This window comes from Kitasatospora papulosa (assembly GCF_000717245.1).
Classification (GTDB): Bacteria; Actinomycetota; Actinomycetes; order Streptomycetales; family Streptomycetaceae; genus Streptomyces; species Streptomyces papulosus.
This window is the reverse complement of the sequence record NZ_JNYQ01000005.1, coordinates 143,888-158,858: the sequence shown is the minus strand read 5'-3', so window position 1 is coordinate 158,858 and position 14,971 is coordinate 143,888. Positions and strand designations below refer to the sequence as shown.

Annotated in this window: 14 protein-coding genes and 1 tRNA gene; 3 read left to right on the top strand and 12 right to left on the bottom strand. The window is 70.6% G+C overall.

What is annotated here, in order from left to right; translation table 11 throughout:
* Positions 1-162 precede the first annotated feature (162 nt).
* Complete coding sequence (locus IA22_RS0117985) at positions 163-741, bottom strand: TetR/AcrR family transcriptional regulator (RefSeq protein ID WP_014155748.1); 579 nt, start codon at positions 739-741, stop codon at positions 163-165.
* A 90-nt stretch (positions 742-831) separates the two neighbouring features.
* Between IA22_RS0117985 and IA22_RS0117980 the strand changes: the two genes are divergently transcribed.
* Positions 832-1,278 carry an anthrone oxygenase family protein gene (locus tag IA22_RS0117980; protein WP_014155747.1) on the top strand — a complete coding sequence of 149 codons (447 nt, stop codon included), beginning with the start codon at positions 832-834 and terminating at the stop codon, positions 1,276-1,278.
* A gap of 165 nt (positions 1,279-1,443) precedes the next feature.
* Here the strand turns inward: IA22_RS0117980 and IA22_RS0117975 are convergent, their stop codons facing one another.
* The 10 genes from IA22_RS0117975 to galU all read right to left on the bottom strand — a co-directional run bounded on the left by IA22_RS0117975 (position 1,444) and on the right by galU (position 9,410).
* Positions 1,444-2,319, bottom strand: a complete 876-nt coding sequence (locus IA22_RS0117975) for an alpha/beta fold hydrolase (RefSeq protein WP_014155746.1) — start codon at positions 2,317-2,319, stop codon at positions 1,444-1,446.
* Complete coding sequence (locus IA22_RS36810) at positions 2,316-2,513, bottom strand: hypothetical protein (RefSeq protein WP_134665325.1); 198 nt, start codon at positions 2,511-2,513, stop codon at positions 2,316-2,318. Before IA22_RS36810 ends, IA22_RS0117975 begins: the two co-directional genes overlap by 4 nt.
* A 93-nt stretch (positions 2,514-2,606) precedes the next feature.
* Positions 2,607-3,647, bottom strand: a complete 1,041-nt coding sequence (locus tag IA22_RS0117970) for a saccharopine dehydrogenase family protein (RefSeq protein ID WP_030124160.1) — start codon at positions 3,645-3,647, stop codon at positions 2,607-2,609.
* 198 nt (positions 3,648-3,845) lie between these two features.
* A tRNA-Ala gene (locus IA22_RS0117965) sits at positions 3,846-3,919 on the bottom strand.
* 223 nt (positions 3,920-4,142) lie between these two features.
* Positions 4,143-5,240 carry a divisome protein SepX/GlpR gene (gene sepX, locus IA22_RS0117960; RefSeq protein ID WP_015577542.1) on the bottom strand — a complete coding sequence of 366 codons (1,098 nt, stop codon included), beginning with the start codon at positions 5,238-5,240 and terminating at the stop codon, positions 4,143-4,145.
* Positions 5,241-5,397: 157 nt separating this feature from the next.
* On the bottom strand, positions 5,398-6,027 hold the full coding sequence (locus IA22_RS0117955) for a GNAT family N-acetyltransferase (protein ID WP_014155743.1): 630 nt from the start codon (positions 6,025-6,027) through the stop codon (positions 5,398-5,400).
* A gap of 17 nt (positions 6,028-6,044) precedes the next feature.
* Positions 6,045-6,569 carry a MogA/MoaB family molybdenum cofactor biosynthesis protein gene (locus tag IA22_RS0117950; protein ID WP_014155742.1) on the bottom strand — a complete coding sequence of 175 codons (525 nt, stop codon included), beginning with the start codon at positions 6,567-6,569 and terminating at the stop codon, positions 6,045-6,047.
* Positions 6,566-7,066 carry a cyclic pyranopterin monophosphate synthase MoaC gene (gene moaC, locus IA22_RS0117945; RefSeq protein WP_014155741.1) on the bottom strand — a complete coding sequence of 167 codons (501 nt, stop codon included), beginning with the start codon at positions 7,064-7,066 and terminating at the stop codon, positions 6,566-6,568. Before moaC ends, IA22_RS0117950 begins: the two co-directional genes overlap by 4 nt.
* Positions 7,067-7,192: 126 nt before the next feature.
* Complete coding sequence (glp, locus tag IA22_RS0117940) at positions 7,193-8,503, bottom strand: molybdotransferase-like divisome protein Glp (protein WP_014155740.1); 1,311 nt, start codon at positions 8,501-8,503, stop codon at positions 7,193-7,195.
* Positions 8,504-8,507: 4 nt separating this feature from the next.
* Positions 8,508-9,410 carry a UTP--glucose-1-phosphate uridylyltransferase GalU gene (galU, locus tag IA22_RS0117935; RefSeq protein WP_030124159.1) on the bottom strand — a complete coding sequence of 301 codons (903 nt, stop codon included), beginning with the start codon at positions 9,408-9,410 and terminating at the stop codon, positions 8,508-8,510.
* A gap of 107 nt (positions 9,411-9,517) precedes the next feature.
* Here galU and IA22_RS0117930 point away from each other — a divergent pair, with 107 nt between their 5' ends.
* Entirely contained in the window at positions 9,518-10,108 is a 591-nt protein-coding gene (locus tag IA22_RS0117930; RefSeq protein WP_014155738.1) for a 5-formyltetrahydrofolate cyclo-ligase, read from the top strand.
* On the opposite strand, the gene IA22_RS0117925 is transcribed toward IA22_RS0117930, so the two are convergent.
* A complete protein-coding gene (locus IA22_RS0117925; protein WP_014155737.1) occupies positions 10,095-12,839 on the bottom strand; it encodes a penicillin acylase family protein in 2,745 nt (914 codons plus the stop codon). The genes IA22_RS0117930 and IA22_RS0117925 overlap by 14 nt on opposite strands.
* 278 nt (positions 12,840-13,117) lie before the next feature.
* On the opposite strand from IA22_RS0117925, the gene IA22_RS0117920 reads away from it, so the two are divergent.
* Positions 13,118-14,674 carry a potassium/proton antiporter gene (locus IA22_RS0117920; protein WP_015577544.1) on the top strand — a complete coding sequence of 519 codons (1,557 nt, stop codon included), beginning with the start codon at positions 13,118-13,120 and terminating at the stop codon, positions 14,672-14,674.
* Positions 14,675-14,971 lie beyond the last annotated feature (297 nt).

Below are 14,971 nucleotides of genomic sequence, written 5' to 3'. Positions count from 1 at the left end.
GGAACCACGAACACACGACCCGCGCCCGACCTGCGCGACCCTCAACAGCGGTCACCAGGAGGGCGGGTGAGCGAGGACGGCCCAGGTTACCGCCTGACCGTCCGGGCGGAAGACGGCCTTCCACCGGCCCGCCGGGCAGGGCCGGTGAGCTGTGCGTACCGGTCAGAGCGCGGCGAGCCGGTCCACCAGCAGGCCCATCCTGGCCTCGGTGTGCTCCGGCGGGAGCCGTCGCGCCCGGGTCAGGGTGACCAGCCCGTGCAGGGCCGCCCAGAACGTCTCGGTGAACAGCCCCGGGTGGACGCCCTCACCGGCGACTTCACCGAGGGTCTCCAGCAGGGCGGCGAAGGCGTCCTTCAGGGGCTCCGGGGTGTCCTCCCGCGCATACGCGAGACCGCCGTCGAGCTGGAAGATGGCGTCGTAGACAGCCGGATTGCGTGCGGCGAAGTCGAGGTAGGCGCGGGCGAGGGCGGTGGCCCGGGCGCGAGGCCCGTCCGCGGCGGAGGTCGCGGCCCGCACCGCCGCGGCCATCTCGGTGGCACCCTCCAGGGCGACGGCGCCGATGATCTCGCGCTTGCCCCGGAAATGGCTGTAGAGGACGGGCTGGCTGTACTCGATGCGCTCCGCGAGCCGACGGGTGGTGACCGCGTCCCAGCCCTGCTGCTCGGCGAGTTCGCGAGCCGTGGCCACGATGAGGCGCTCGCGGCCCGCCCGCTCACGCTCCTTGCGTTCCTGGACTGACATACCCGGATCCTAGCACCGCTAGACAATCGAGCGGCAGCAGTACTAGCGTTGCCTCATCAGCTAGCAACGCTAGATTCCAGGGGGATCGCCATGCTCGACGCACTTGAGGTCGTCACCACCGTGGTCGTGGGCGTGATGGTGGGGGTGGAGTTCGCCGTCGCCTTCGTCATGAACCGGATCTTCGACGCACTGCCCGGCGACGCCGGCCAGCTCGGCCGCGCTCACGGGGGCCGCATGCTCGGGGCCGTGATGCCGGTCTGGTACATCGGCTCGCTCGTCCTCGTCGCGGTCTGGGCCGTCGCCGGATGGCAGGACGAGGGCAACGGCCTCACCGTCACCGCCGGCGCGCTGCTGATCGTCAGCGTGCTCATGTCGGTCCTGCTGCTCGTCCCGATCAACAACCGGGGCAAGACGTGGACTCCGGAGAACCGGCCCGCCGACTGGAAGGAGCAGATGAACCGCTGGGATCGCCTCCACTACGTCCGCGTCGCCGTCATCGTCGCCGCTTTCACCCTGCTGGTCGCCGCCCTCGTCTGAGCCCGCGGGCAGGCAGCCCGCGGGCAGGCAGCCCGCGGACAGGCAGCCCGCGGACAGGCAGCCCGCGGACAGGCGCCCGTCGGCCACCGGCCGACACGTGCCCCGGGTACGGCCGGGGCACGTGTCGCGCGGGTCATGGGCCCGCGGGCCGTACGACTCCGCGGGTCACGACTGTGCGGGCAGGAGCGCGGCGATCTCGCCCAGGACCCGGGCCGCCGGGGCCGGCTCGACCAACCACTTCAGGTGGCTGCTGGTGAGCGTACGGACGTCGTAGGGGTTCTCCGGCGTCAGCGCGTCGCCCTCGCGGATCATCCGGTCCTGCACGGCGACCGGCACGCTGGTGTCCTCGGTCAGCCGGACGTACGACTTGGGGATCCGCCCCCAGGTGTCGGCCTGCGCCCGGTCGTCGGGTGTTCCGGTGTCGAGGTTCTCGTCGGGCTGGAAGGTGTTGAGGAAGACCATGAACTCCTCGTCCGTACCGTCGGCGAGGAAAGCCGCCTTGAAGGCCGCGAGGGCACCGGGGTCCGCGGTGCGGAAGTTCGAGCGCAGCAGCCCGAGTTCGGCAGGGTTCCCGACCATCGCCGAGGCCAGCGCTCCGGCGTCGACCGTGGCCATCTCGGGCTCGGCGTAGTAGCCGCCGACGCTCAGGTCGACGGGGCACCAGGCGGAGACGTAGACGATGCGGTCGATCAGGTCGGGCCGCTGATTGGCCGCGACGGTGGCCGTCAGACCGCCGCGGCTGTGCGAGACGAGGATGACGGGCCCGTTCCGCTTGGCCCGCTCCAGTATCCCGATCAGGTGCGCGACGTTGTCGGCGAGCGTGACGCCCTTGATGGCCCCGGGGGCGGTGGCAAGCGCTTCGAGGTCCTGCGGCGCCTGGTAGGCACCCGGGTACGTGGCCGCGAAACCGTGCCCCGGAAGGTCGACGGCGGCGGAGCGGTGCCCGAGGAGGCCGAGTTCGGCTTGGAGCGGCGCGAAGGAGAAGGAGTTCGCGAAAGCTCCGTGAACCAGTACGAACGTGGGTTGCATCTGTCTGCTCACTTTCTGGCCTCCGCCACATCGGCGGCACGCGCGTCGCCGATGCCGGCGACGCGAGCAGCTGCACGGCCGAGGCCGGGGAACGAGTCGCCGTCCCCCGGTACGACGCCCCCGCCGCCGAGACGCTGTCGTGCGGGACGAGGGCCGGGGCGCCGGCGCGTTGCCACGAGGGCGGCTCCGGGCAGGATGCCCGTCATCCGATGCCGCACAGTACTCAGGGAGAGATCGTCCGCACTACTCGGATCGAGTCTTTCCGCTTGTGCGCTCCGCCGCCGGTACCGGCGCGCCCGTCACGTCCGGGGGTCATGCGTCTCGAAGGAGAGATGCGCGGACAGCGCGTGGAGGAAATCGGCGGCGTCGAAGATACGGCCCGCGGAGGCGACACCGACCGCCCTTATGCGCCCCGCGAGGATGCGGGAGACCGCTTCCACCGCCAGCGGCGCCGTGACGGCGTAGATGTCCTGACCCCGTGCCACCGCACGTCGTTCCTCCTCACCCGAGCGCACGACGACGTCGACGAGGAAGGTCTGCGCGGAGCGGCCGCTCCCGTCGACAGCGGCCGGCGCCGGGGTGTCCGGGGCCGCCAGATCGCCGGCCGCCTCGGTCGTCATGTAGGTGGTCACCTCGGGGATGGCCAAGTGGCTGGGCACGGTGACGACGTCGGCCATCGTGAACTCGCCGAGGACGGTCCTGACTCCCGTCGGCTCGGGGAAGACCCACTCCAGGGTGGGCAGCGCGTCGTCGTGGTACTCCAGTCGCCCCTTCGCGTAACGGACCCGCCGGCCGTCGCGCCGCTCCCCCGAGACCTTGCCGGCGGCCCGTGTCCCCTCCGTGGGATGCCAACTGCTCAGCCCGTACGCGATGTGCGCCTCGTCCGCCGTGGCCCAGTCACCCATCGCAGCGGTGGCCAGCAGGTCACCCAGACCACCGAAGAAGGCCATGGCGGGGACGACCACCGCTCCCGCGGCGCGGGCCCGGTCCGCGAAGTGGGCGAAGGTATCGGCGTTGGCCTCGATCTCGGCCGCGACGTCCACGTACGCGATCCCCGCACGCAGCGCGGCCTCGATCAGCGGGGCGGCCGTCGTGGCGAAGGGACCGGCGCTGTTGACGACAGCCGCCGCACCGGCCAAGGCCCGGTCGAGAGACGCCGGATCGTCCACCGACGCCACTGCGACGTCGAGCCCGGGACGTTCCTCCGCGAGCGCCCTCAGCTTCTCCTCGTCGCGCCCGGCGAGCACGGGAACGAACCCGCGCTCCAGCAGCTCGGCCACCACGAATCGTCCGGTGTGCCCGTAAGCCCCGTAGACCGCGACCGTGTTGTTCGTCGTCATGCTCTCTCCCCCGTGCCTCGCCGACCGATGACGACCATCGTGGCGCGGAGGCGCACTCCGGCATGAGTGTCCGGAACGACAGGCCCCGTACAGTTCCGGACACCGCCACGGCCCTGACAGCACGGCCGGCCATCCCGTGGCGGGGAAACGACGAGATCCCGCCCGATCTTTCGATCGGGCGGGATCTCGTGTGTGCGGTGGACCTGTGGGGATTTGAACCCCAGACCCCCTCGATGCGAACGAGGTGCGCTACCAGACTGCGCCACAGGCCCTTGCAACGAGTGAAACTCTAGCACCCCGATGGGGGTGCTCGGAAATCCGTATCCCGGCAGGTCACCGAGCCGGGGTCTCGCACTTCCCCGAAGGGAAGCGCCGAAGTCGCTCCGTGATCGCCGGGACCGCCGACCCGCGCCGGGGCTCCGGGCACCGATGCCGCCACCGGGGACCCGGCGGCGGCATCAGGAAGGGAATGAGGACAGTTTCGGCGGGGGCGCGTCACTCGTTGGCCGCGCGCGGCCTGTCCTCGTCGTCGTACTGGTCGAAGAGGGGCGTGCGGCCACGGTCGCGGGTGCGCCTGGGCGGGGTGACGCGGCGGCGCGGAGCGGGCTCCTCGTCGGGTGCGGCGACCTCGTGGCTGCCCGTCCGGGTGGGGTCCGCCTGACTGGACCGGGCCGCGCTCCACGTCTCCGGATCGCCGACCTCGACCCCGCCCCTGGTACGCGGGGCGACGGGAGCGGTGACGTAGGTCGGCAGCGGCACCGGGACGGGCTCCCAGCTGTCGCCCTGGGCGGGTCCGCGCTCGCGCTGCTGGTCCACCCACTCCGCATGGTCGGTCTGCTCGACCAGCGCACGCCGGCCGGCCTCCTGGGGGGAGACCGTCGGAGCCGGTGCGGACGCCCCTCCAGGCTCCTCGTCGGGCTCGGCCGGAGCCGAGGACGCGGGCTGGTGCCTGCGGGTGTGGTTCTCGCGCAGCCGCTGCGCGGCCACCTCGGCACGCCGTCGGTCCATCGTGAAGACGAACCGGCGACGCTCCTGACCACGCAGATGAACGATGTACGTGCTCAGGAGCACCGCGGGAACGGCCGGCGCCCACAGGAAGCGGAGTCCGCCCACCGCCGCGACGATCGCGCCGAGCGTGAAGGCCATGAAGAGCACCGTGGTCGTACGCCGCCGGCGCGCCAGGACCTGCGACCGGCGACGCCGCTCGCGCTCCGACTCCGCGCCGGAGGGGCGTCGGCGCCGTGCCTGGGCCGGCGGGCGGTCCTGCTCGGCCCGGTCGGGTGCCGGGTCGTGCAACCGTACTTCCGTATGTGCCGGAGGCGCGGAAAAGGCCCGGACGTCGACGGACTCCATACGGTCCGTGACGGCATCCGGGTCCACGTCGCCAGGCGCCTCCTCGGCATCCCGCTCCCGCAGCTCCTTGGCATAACGGCGCTCCATGGCCGCCCGTCCGGACAGCAGCCGGATGGCGGTGCTGAAGCGTTCCGTCGGACGCGCTTCATTGAGCTCGTCCTGCCTGCGGAGCCACATCGGCACCAAGTAGGCGGCCCATGCACCGACGATGACTGCGTAGATGAGGCCGCTGCTGCTCACGCTCACACCGTAGAGGGGTTTGCACGGCAGCATCCGCCAATTGGCCCGGTGTGTCGCACGATCAGGCTCATATGACGGACTTTTTTTGCGATTGTTCGGGTCAACAGTCGACGAAAGTGATGCCGATTACCCTCGCGGATCGATCAAATTCGAACACTTATTTTATTTCGCCGGGCGTGTGCGGCGTTCCGGATGTACCCGGCCGCACCCTGCGCCAACGTCTCAGCAGCCCGTCCGGCACTTCCTCGGCGGTGAGGGCGAAGATCAGGTGGTCCCGCCATGCGCCGTCGATGTGCAGATAGCGTGGACGCAGCCCTTCCGCACGGAATCCGAGTTTCTCCACGACCCGTCGGCTGGGGCCGTTCTCGGGCCGAATGCACACCTCGATCCGGTGCAGTCCGACCGTGCGGAAGCAGTGGTCGACGGCGAGCGCGACCGCGGTCGGCATGACGCCGCGCCCCGCCACGCTCCGGTCGACCCAGTAGCCGACATGGCCCGAGCACATCGAGCCCCAGGTGATGCCGGCCACCGTCAACTGCCCGACCAGACGGCCCTCGTACTCGATGGCGAACGGCAGCATCCGGCCGGCGTTCGCCTCGGTGCGCAGGTGGCGGATCATCTGCCGGTAGGTGGGGCGCTGAGCCACCGGGCCGCCGGGGGCCGGTGGCGGGACGGTCGCCTCCCAGGGGCGCAGCCATTCCCGGTTACGCCGGTTGACCTCGCGCCAGACGCTCTGGTCACGCAGCTTTATGGGGCGGAGGGTGACGGTGCCGTCGGTCAGGATCACCGGCCAGGTCCGGACGTTCAGCTCGGGCTCCCCGGTCGGGGGTGGTCGCCGCCGCGCACCTGGTCGACGGCGTGCACCAGAAGCCTGCTCAGGACCGCGAGCCCGTCGCGCACCCCGCCGGTCGAGCCGGGCAGGTTCACGACGAGGGTGCCGTCCGCGATGCCCGCGAGGCCGCGCGAGAGCGCGGCGGTGGGGACCTTGTCACGGCCCTCGGCACGGATCGCCTCGGCGATGCCCGGGATCTCACGGTCCAGCACACGCCGGGTGGCCTCGGGCGTGGCGTCGGTGGGCGAGATCCCGGTCCCGCCGGTGGTGACGATCACGTCGTAGCCCGCGGCGACGCCGGCCCGCAGGGCGGCCTCCACCGGATCGCCGTCGGGAACGACCTGCGGGCCGTCGACGGCGAACCCGAGGCCGGTGAGGGCCTCGGAGATGAGCGGGCCGCCCTTGTCGGCGTAGACACCGGCGGAGGCGCGGTTCGAGGCGGTCACGACGAGGGCGCGGTATCCGCCGGTGGCAGGTGCGCTGCCGGGCGCGGTCATGCGTCAGCCCCCTCCGGCGCGGGGCGCCGGTAGTCGCCGGACTTCCCGCCCGACTTCGCCTCGACCCGCACGTCCGTGATCACCGCGCTCTTGTCGACCGCCTTGACCATGTCGATCACCGTGAGCGCGGCGACCGACACGGCGGTCAGGGCTTCCATCTCGACCCCCGTACGGTCCGTGGTCTTCACGACGGCCAGGATCTCCACCGCGTCGTCGGCGACGCTCAGGTCGACCTTGACACCGGACACGGCCAGCGGGTGGCAGAGCGGGATCAGGTCCGGGGTGCGTTTGGCCCCCATGATCCCGGCGATGCGCGCGGTGGCGAGCGCGTCCCCCTTCGGGACGCCCTCGCCCCTGAGGAGTTCGACGACACGCGGCGACACGAGGACCCGGCCGCTCGCCCGGGCGACACGGGTGGTGACGTCCTTCTCCGACACGTCGACCATGCGGGCGGCGCCCGCCTCGTCGATGTGCGTCAGCCTGTTCTGCGTACTCAACTCACTCCGCCTAGCGGTAGGGCGCCGGTTGCCCGTCCGTCCCGCGCCGAGGGGCGGAGCGGCGGGCCCGGGGAGCTTCCCCCGGTAAGGCACAGCGCCAGACACCGTACCGCCACCGCCGGGAAGTCAGCGGAGGAGGATCACCTCGGCCTCCGTGCCGGGCTCGGCGGAGGTGACGTCCTCGGGCAGCACGATCAGCGCGTCCGCCTGGGCGAGCGCGGCGATCAGATGCGATCCGGGCCCTCCGACGGGGGTCACCGTGCCAGCCTCCGCGTCGTACGTGCCCCGCAGGAACTGGCGCTTGCCGGGCGGCGAGGAGAGTGCCGCGTCGGTGTCCAACGTGGCCCGGACCGACGGGCGGTGGACGTCCTCGAGACCCATGAGCGTCAGGATCGCCGGCCGGACGAACAGCTCGAAGGAGACGTACGAGGAGACCGGGTTGCCGGGCAGGGCCAGCAGCGGCGTGTGCTCCGGCCCGATCGAGCCGAAGCCCTGCGGCTTGCCCGGCTGCATGGCGAGCTTGCGGAAGTCGACGCCCCCGCCCGCCGCGTCCTCGTCGCCCACGGAGGACAGGGCCTCCTTGACCACGTCGTACGCCCCGACGCTCACACCGCCCGTGGTGACGACGATGTCGGCGCGGATCAGCTGGTCCTCGATCGTGGCCCGCAGCGTCTCGGCGTCGTCGGCGACGGCCGGCACGCGGTAGGCGATGGCTCCCGCGTCCCGGGCGGCGGCCGTCAGGGCGAAGCTGTTGGAGTCGTAGATCCGGCCGCCGGTCAACTCCTCGCCCGGCTGCGCCAGCTCACTGCCGGTGGACAGCACGACGACGCGCGGGCGGGGCCGCACCCGCACCGTCGAGCGGCCGATCGCGGCGAGCAGGCCGATCTGCGGGGGGCCGACGACCGAGCCCGCGCGCAGCGCCAGGTCGCCGGGCTTCACGTCGCTGCCCTTGGCCCGGACATGGGCGCGGGGCTTCACCGGACGGTGGACGCGGACCTCACCGCTCGCCCCCTCCGGGGCGTCGCTGTGGGCCCGCATGCTCTCGGCCGGGCCGGCACCCGTGCCCCCGTCGGTCCACTCGACCGGGACGACCGCCTCGGCGCCCGCGGGGAGCGGGGCGCCGGTCATGATGCGGGCGGCCTCGCCGGGCCCCACGGACCGGCCGTCGGGCAGGCCTCCGTCGCCCGCCGCGACGTCACCGATGACGGTGAGGACGGCGGGGAACTCCTCGCTGGCACCCTCGACATCGGAGATACGGACGGCGTACCCGTCCATCGAACTGTTGTCGAAGGGCGGCAGGGCGACCTGCACCACGACGTCATCGACCAGGACGCATCCCTGGGCGTCGGGCAGGTGCAGCTCGATGGGCTCGAGCGGCTTCACCGCCGCGAGGATGTCCTCCAGGTGCTCGTCCACGGACCAGATCGTGCCGCTCAAGCTGTTACAACTCCTCGGTGACGAAACTGCGCAGCCAGGTCCGGAAGTCCGGGCCCAGGTCCTCACGTTCGCACGCGAGTCTGACAATGGCACGCAGATAGTCTCCACGGTCCCCGGTGTCGTACCGGCGGCCCTTGAAGACGACACCGTGCACCGGCCCGCCGATCTTCTCGTCCTCGGCCAGCAGCTGGAGCGCGTCCGTGAGCTGGATCTCGCCGCCGCGGCCGGGCTCGGTCCGTCGCAGTATGTCGAAGACGGCGGGGTCCAGGACGTAGCGGCCGATGACGGCGAGGTTGCTGGGCGCCTCGGCGGGTTCGGGCTTCTCGACGAGCCCGGTGACCCGGACGACGTCGCAGTCGGCGGTCGCCTCGGTGGCGGCGCAGCCGTACATGTGGATCTGCGCGGGGTCCACCTCCATCAGCGCGACGACGCTGCCGCCCTCGCGCTCCTGGATCTCGACCATCCGGGCGAGCAGGGGGTCGCGCGGGTCGATGAGGTCGTCACCGAGGAGGACGGCGAACGGCTGGTCTCCCACGTGCGGCGCGGCGCAGAGGACGGCGTGGCCGAGACCGCGCGGGTCGCCCTGGCGTACGTAGTGCATGGTGGCCAGGTCGCTGGACTCCTGGACCCTGGAGAGGCGTTCCGCGTCTCCCTTGCGGGTCAGCGCGGACTCCAGCTCGTAGTTCCGGTCGAAGTGGTCCTCCAGCGGACGCTTGTTCCGGCCGGTGATCATCAGTACGTCGGAGAGACCCGCCGCGACGGCTTCCTCGACCACATACTGGATGGCCGGCTTGTCGACGACAGGCAGCATCTCCTTGGGAGTGGCCTTGGTGGCCGGCAGGAACCGGGTGCCGAGACCTGCAGCTGGAATAACAGCTTTGCTGATCCTGGGGTGCGACTGAGTCATGCGCCGAACTCTAACGCGCGGATATGGGCGGAAGATGAGCGTCCGGTTAACTTCGTTCTCATACATCCACATAAGCGAGTAGATGCGAGTGCCCGTTGAACCATGACATGTCCCAAAAGGCGGCCTTGCGGCGTGAACTGCTCGCCGCGCGACGGCTCCTCACCCAGGATGACGTCGGAAGGACCGCCGCGGTTCTGTCCGCGTCCGCCCAGAATCTCCCCGAGCTGACCACGGCGCGGACCGTGGCCGCCTATGTGTCGGTCGGACGCGAGCCGGGGACGCACGCGCTCCTGGACGCGCTGCGGGCACGGGGTGTCCGCGTGCTCCTGCCGGTCCTCATGGAGGACAACGACCTGGACTGGGCCCTGTTCGAGGGCGCGGAGCACCTCGTGCCGGCCGGCCGGGGCCTTCTGGAGCCGGACGGTGAACGCCTCGGGCCGCGTGCGGTCCTGGAGGCGGACGCCGTGCTGCTGCCGGGGCTGGCCGTGGACGCGCGCGGGATGCGGCTGGGCCGCGGCGGGGGCAGCTACGACCGGGTGCTGGCCCGGCTCTCGTCGGCCGGCGCCCACCCCGCTCTGGTCGTCCTGCTGTACGACGACGAGGTGGTCGCGCGGGTTCCCGAGGAACCGCACGACCACCCCGTGGACGCCGTGGTCACGCCGGCCGGAGCGCGGCGCTTCTCCGCTAGGGCTTCTTGAGCGTCAGGGTGTCGACGGTGGACTTCTTCACCGCGTCCTCCCCGAAGGACCAGTCGAGCAGCTCACCGTCGACCCACTTGTCGGTCTGGTCGGTGTAGTGCGCACTGAAGGCGTGTCCCGAGGCACCGGTGAGGTTGATCCACCGGGACTTGTCCCACTCGCCCACGTTGACGACCATCCGCATGGACGGGACCCAGACGACCTCGTAGCCGCCCGCCGCGTTCCAGCCGGTGGCGTTGACCGCCGCCTCGCCGCCGCCGAGGTCCCAGGGACCCCGGTTGAGGGCCCGCTGCAGGAGGTCGGGGCCTTCCTTGCCGAGCGTCTGGTTGCGCAGGCTCAGCTGGTGCAGCCGGCCCCAGCTCCAGGTGTTCATGTCCTTGCCGAGCTCGGCGGTCAGCTCCCAGCGCGCGTCCTCCATGGCACGGGCGAAGAGCTGGTCGCGGCTGTCGATCGCCTCTTCGCGCCCCTTGGCCGGAACCTTCCACCAGTCGTTGTCCTGGTCGTCCAGGATGCTCTCCACGACCTCGTACCAGCGGTCGCCGCCGTCCGGCTGCGCCGCGTCCGGGGCGCGCTGACCGCACTCGCGCACGAGCTTGTTCTGCTCGTCCACGGGGCCGGTGCCGGCGACCGGCTTCACGTAGACGCAGTCACCCTTGGCCCGCATCTCCTTGGGGAGCTTGTCGCCGAAGGCCAGTTTGAGGATGTTGCGCCACACACCGTTGAAGTAGGCGGCGGCGGCCGAGTCGGACTCCTGGGTGTAGTTCCAGCCCTCCAGCAGCTTCTGTGCCTCACGGACGTTCTTGTCCGAGATGCTGATGTTCTTCAGCTCGGGCACCAGCTTCGCGGCGATCGCGCTCTGGTTGTCCATCTGCATCGTCTGCATGTCGTCGGTCGAGATCTTCTCGCCGTCGTCGATCTTCTTCTGGATCAGGTCGTTGATCCGCTGGCTGCGGGTGCCGTAGCCCCAGTCCTTGGTGAGCATGTGCTCGTAGTCGTCACCGATGACCGCCTGGTTGGCGGTGACGATGTAACCGCGCTCCGGGTCGTACTCGTACGGCAGCTCGTCGAACGGGACGAACTCGTCCTCCCAGCCGTACTTCGGGTTCCAGCCGGGGCTCGGCAGCGTGCCGTCGCCCTGCTTGCGCACCGGGATCTTGCCGGGCGCCTGGTAGCCGATGTGGCCCTTGGTGTCCGCGTAGATCAGGTTCTGCGAGGGCACCTCGAAGTTCGCCGCCGCCTTGCGGAAACTGGTGAAGTCCTTGGCCCGGTTCAGCTGGAAGACGGCGTCCATCGACTTGCCGGGGTCCAGTGCCGTCCACTTCAGGGAGACCCCGTAGCCGTCACCGCGGTCGGGCGCGTTGGTGGTGACGGGAGCCTTCTTGCCGACCTTGGAGAGCTCGCTGCTCCGGTCGGACACCAGCGGGCCGTTGTTGGTCTCGCGGACCGTGATCTTCCGGCTCTTGCCGCCCGCGACCTTGATGGTCTCCTCACGGGTGACGAAGGGCTCGGTCTTGCCGTCGAACTGGTAACCGTCAGCCGAGACCTTCTCCAGGAAGAGGTCGGTGACGTCGGCCCCGAGGTTCGTGAAGCCCCAGGAGATGTCCTGGTTGTGGCCGATGATCACACCGGGCAGTCCGGAGAACGTGTAGCCGGCCGTGTCGTACCGGCAGGAATCCGAGACCTGACGGCAGTGCAGTCCCATCTGGTACCAGAGCGAGGGGAGCTGCGGCGCCAGGTGCGGGTCGTTGGCCAGGAGCGGGCTGCCGGTCGTCGTGTGGTCGCCGGAGACGACCCAGGAGTTCGATCCGATGCCGTTGCCGTTGGGGCCGAGCAGCGCCGGGATCTCGTCCAGGGTGTCGGAGAGCGCGGAGAGCTGGGTGTTCAGGCCCTCGGTCGCGCCCTGGACGGTCTGGGAACCGATGCTGTCCACCGGCTCGGCCTCCGGGTCGAACTTCCCGGTGACCGGGGAGACCGCGCCCTTGCCGACGATCGGCTTGTTCTTCTCGAACGGGTAGTCCGGGTAGAGGTCCTTGATCTGCTCCGTGCTGAGCCTGCTGGTCATCAGCGAACGGTCGATCTCGTCCTGCATGTTGCCGCGCAGGTCCCAGGCCATCGCCTTCAGCCAGGCGACCGAGTCGACCGGGGTCCACTCGGTCGGCTTGTAGTCGTTGGTCAGGCCGAGTGCCGCGTACTCGACGGAGAGGTCCTTGCCGTCCTTGCCCTCCAGATACGCGTTCACCCCCTCCGCGTACGCCTGGAGGTTCTTCTTGGTGTCCTCCTCCAGCTCGGTGTCGTACTCCTCCTGCGCGACCTTGTGCCAGCCCAGCGTGCGCAGGAAGGAGTCGGTCTCGACCTGGCCGGAGCCGAACATCTCGGAGAGCCGTCCGGACGTCATGTGGCGGCGTACGTCCATCTCCCAGAAACGGTCCTGGGCCTGGACGTACCCCTGGGCGCGGAAGAGGTCGCTGTCGGTGTCGGCGTAGATCTGCGGGATCCCGTAGTCGTCGCGTCTGACGTCGACGTCACCGGAAAGGCCCTTGAGCTCGATCGACCCGGTGGTCTGCGGGTAGGAGGCCCGGACCGTGGAGACGGACCAGTACGCGCCGTAACCGACACCCGCGACAAGCGCCAGCACCAGGACGATCACGAACAGGCGGGCGCGACGCCCCTTCTTCCGGCCGGTCTTCTTCGCATCGGAAGACCCGGAAGGGGCGGTTGTGTTGGCGGGCATCGCTGTCCTTAGAGGGGCAGGGTGGTCCTGGGAGTGCAGGAGCAACCATAGGCGCCCCGCAGAAGCCACTCGGACGCGGTATGGGGATGCATCCATTTGCGCACCGGTTCGCACGGACACTCGAAGGCGTCAAGAAAACGTTAAAGATTAGGTAAGGTAACGAAGTACTGGTCGCCGGAGGCCGATCCGGAAGGCGTACGCAGGGAAGGAAACGGACCCTGACTGTCCACGCGCTCAACGAACTTCTGCTCGTCTGCTCACTCGTCCTGCTGGTCGCCGTGGCGGCCGTACGCATTTCGTCCCGCAGCGGGCTCCCCAGCCTGCTCCTGTACCTCGGCATCGGTATCGCCATGGGCCAGGACGGCATCTTCGACGTCAAGTTCGACAACGCCGAGCTGACCCAGGTGATCGGCTACGCCGCCCTGGTCGTCATCCTGGCCGAGGGCGGGCTGGGCACGAAGTGGAAAGAAGTGAGACCCGCCCTTCCGGCGGCGGCCGTCCTGTCGACCGTCGGTGTGGGCATCAGCGTGGGCGTCACCGCGAGTGCGGCGCACTACCTCGTCGGCCTCGACTGGCGGCAGGCCCTGATCATCGGCGCCGTCGTCTCCTCCACCGACGCCGCGGCCGTCTTCTCCGTCCTGCGCAAGGTCCCGCTCCCCTCCCGCATCACGGGTGTCCTGGAGGCCGAGTCCGGCTTCAACGACGCCCCCGTGGTCATCCTGGTCGTGGCGTTCTCCGCCGTCGGCCCCGTGGAGCACTGGTACGTCCTCGTCGGCGAGATAGCCCTGGAGCTGGCCATCGGCGCGGCGATCGGCCTGGCCGTGGGCTGGCTCGGCGCCTACGGCATCCGCCATGTGGCGCTGCCCGCCTCCGGGCTCTACCCGATCGCCGTGATGGCCATCGCGGTGTCCGCGTACGCCGCCGGGGCCATGGCGCACGGCAGTGGCTTCCTGGCCGTCTACCTGGCCGCGATGGTCCTCGGCAACTCCAAGCTCCCGCACTGGCCCGCCACCCGCGGCTTCGCCGACGGACTCGGCTGGCTGGCGCAGATCGGCATGTTCGTCCTGCTGGGCCTGCTGGTCACCCCGCACGACCTCATCGACGACTTCTGGCCCGCCGTGGTCGTGGGGCTAGTCCTCACCGCCGTCGCCCGGCCGCTGTCGGTCTTCATCAGCCTCGCGCCCTTCCGGCTGCCCAAGCGGGAGATGTCCCTGATGTCCTGGGCCGGGCTGCGCGGCGCCGTGCCCATCATCCTGGCGACCATTCCGATGGTGTCCGGGATCGAGGGCAGCACCCGGGTCTTCAACATCGTCTTCGTGCTCGTGATCGTCTACACCCTCATCCAGGGGCCGACGCTGCCCTGGCTCGCCAAGGCGCTGAAGATCTCCGAGGACCCGTCCGAGACGGCGGACCTCGGCATCGAGTCGGCTCCCCTGGAACGGCTCCGCGGCCATCTGCTCTCCGTCGCGGTCCCCGGCAGGTCCAAGATGCACGGCGTCGAGGTCGCGGAACTCCGGCTGCCCGCCGGGGCGGCGGTCACCCTCGTCGTACGGGACGGGACGAGCTTCGTCCCGGCACCCTCGACCGTGCTGCGGCGCGGGGACGAACTGCTGGTCGTCGCCACCGACCCGGTGCGCGACGCCACCGAGGCCCGCCTGCGCGCCGTCGGCGAGGGCGGCAAGCTGGCGGGCTGGCTGGGGACCGGCGGGACGAAGCGGCAGGAGACCGCCCCGGCGGCGGACCTGCCGCACCTCGCGAAACTGGCCAGGAAGCTGGCCAAGGGCGGCGAGGACCACGCGGGGGACGCGGCGGGCGGCAGGCGGGCCCACCACTGAGCCCGGCCGCGTCCACGGGTCCGGGGCGCGGGGGACTGTATGCAACCGTCGGCCCGTCCGTGACCCCGGGGAGCGTCCGACCTGCGCCTGCGGGCCATCACAGGCCCGCCCCGGTACGGAGCCTGTAACATGAAGGACCGGATCTCATGATCCACATGATTCGAACCTGATCGACCAACTCTGTCTGATGCAGAGCTGGCGCGACCGTATGGCGGTCGTGGCGCCCTCTCTCCCTCGGAGCGAGCCCGCCCGGCATCTACCGCAGTCCCGCGCGAAGAGGACAGCTCTCGGCAGTTC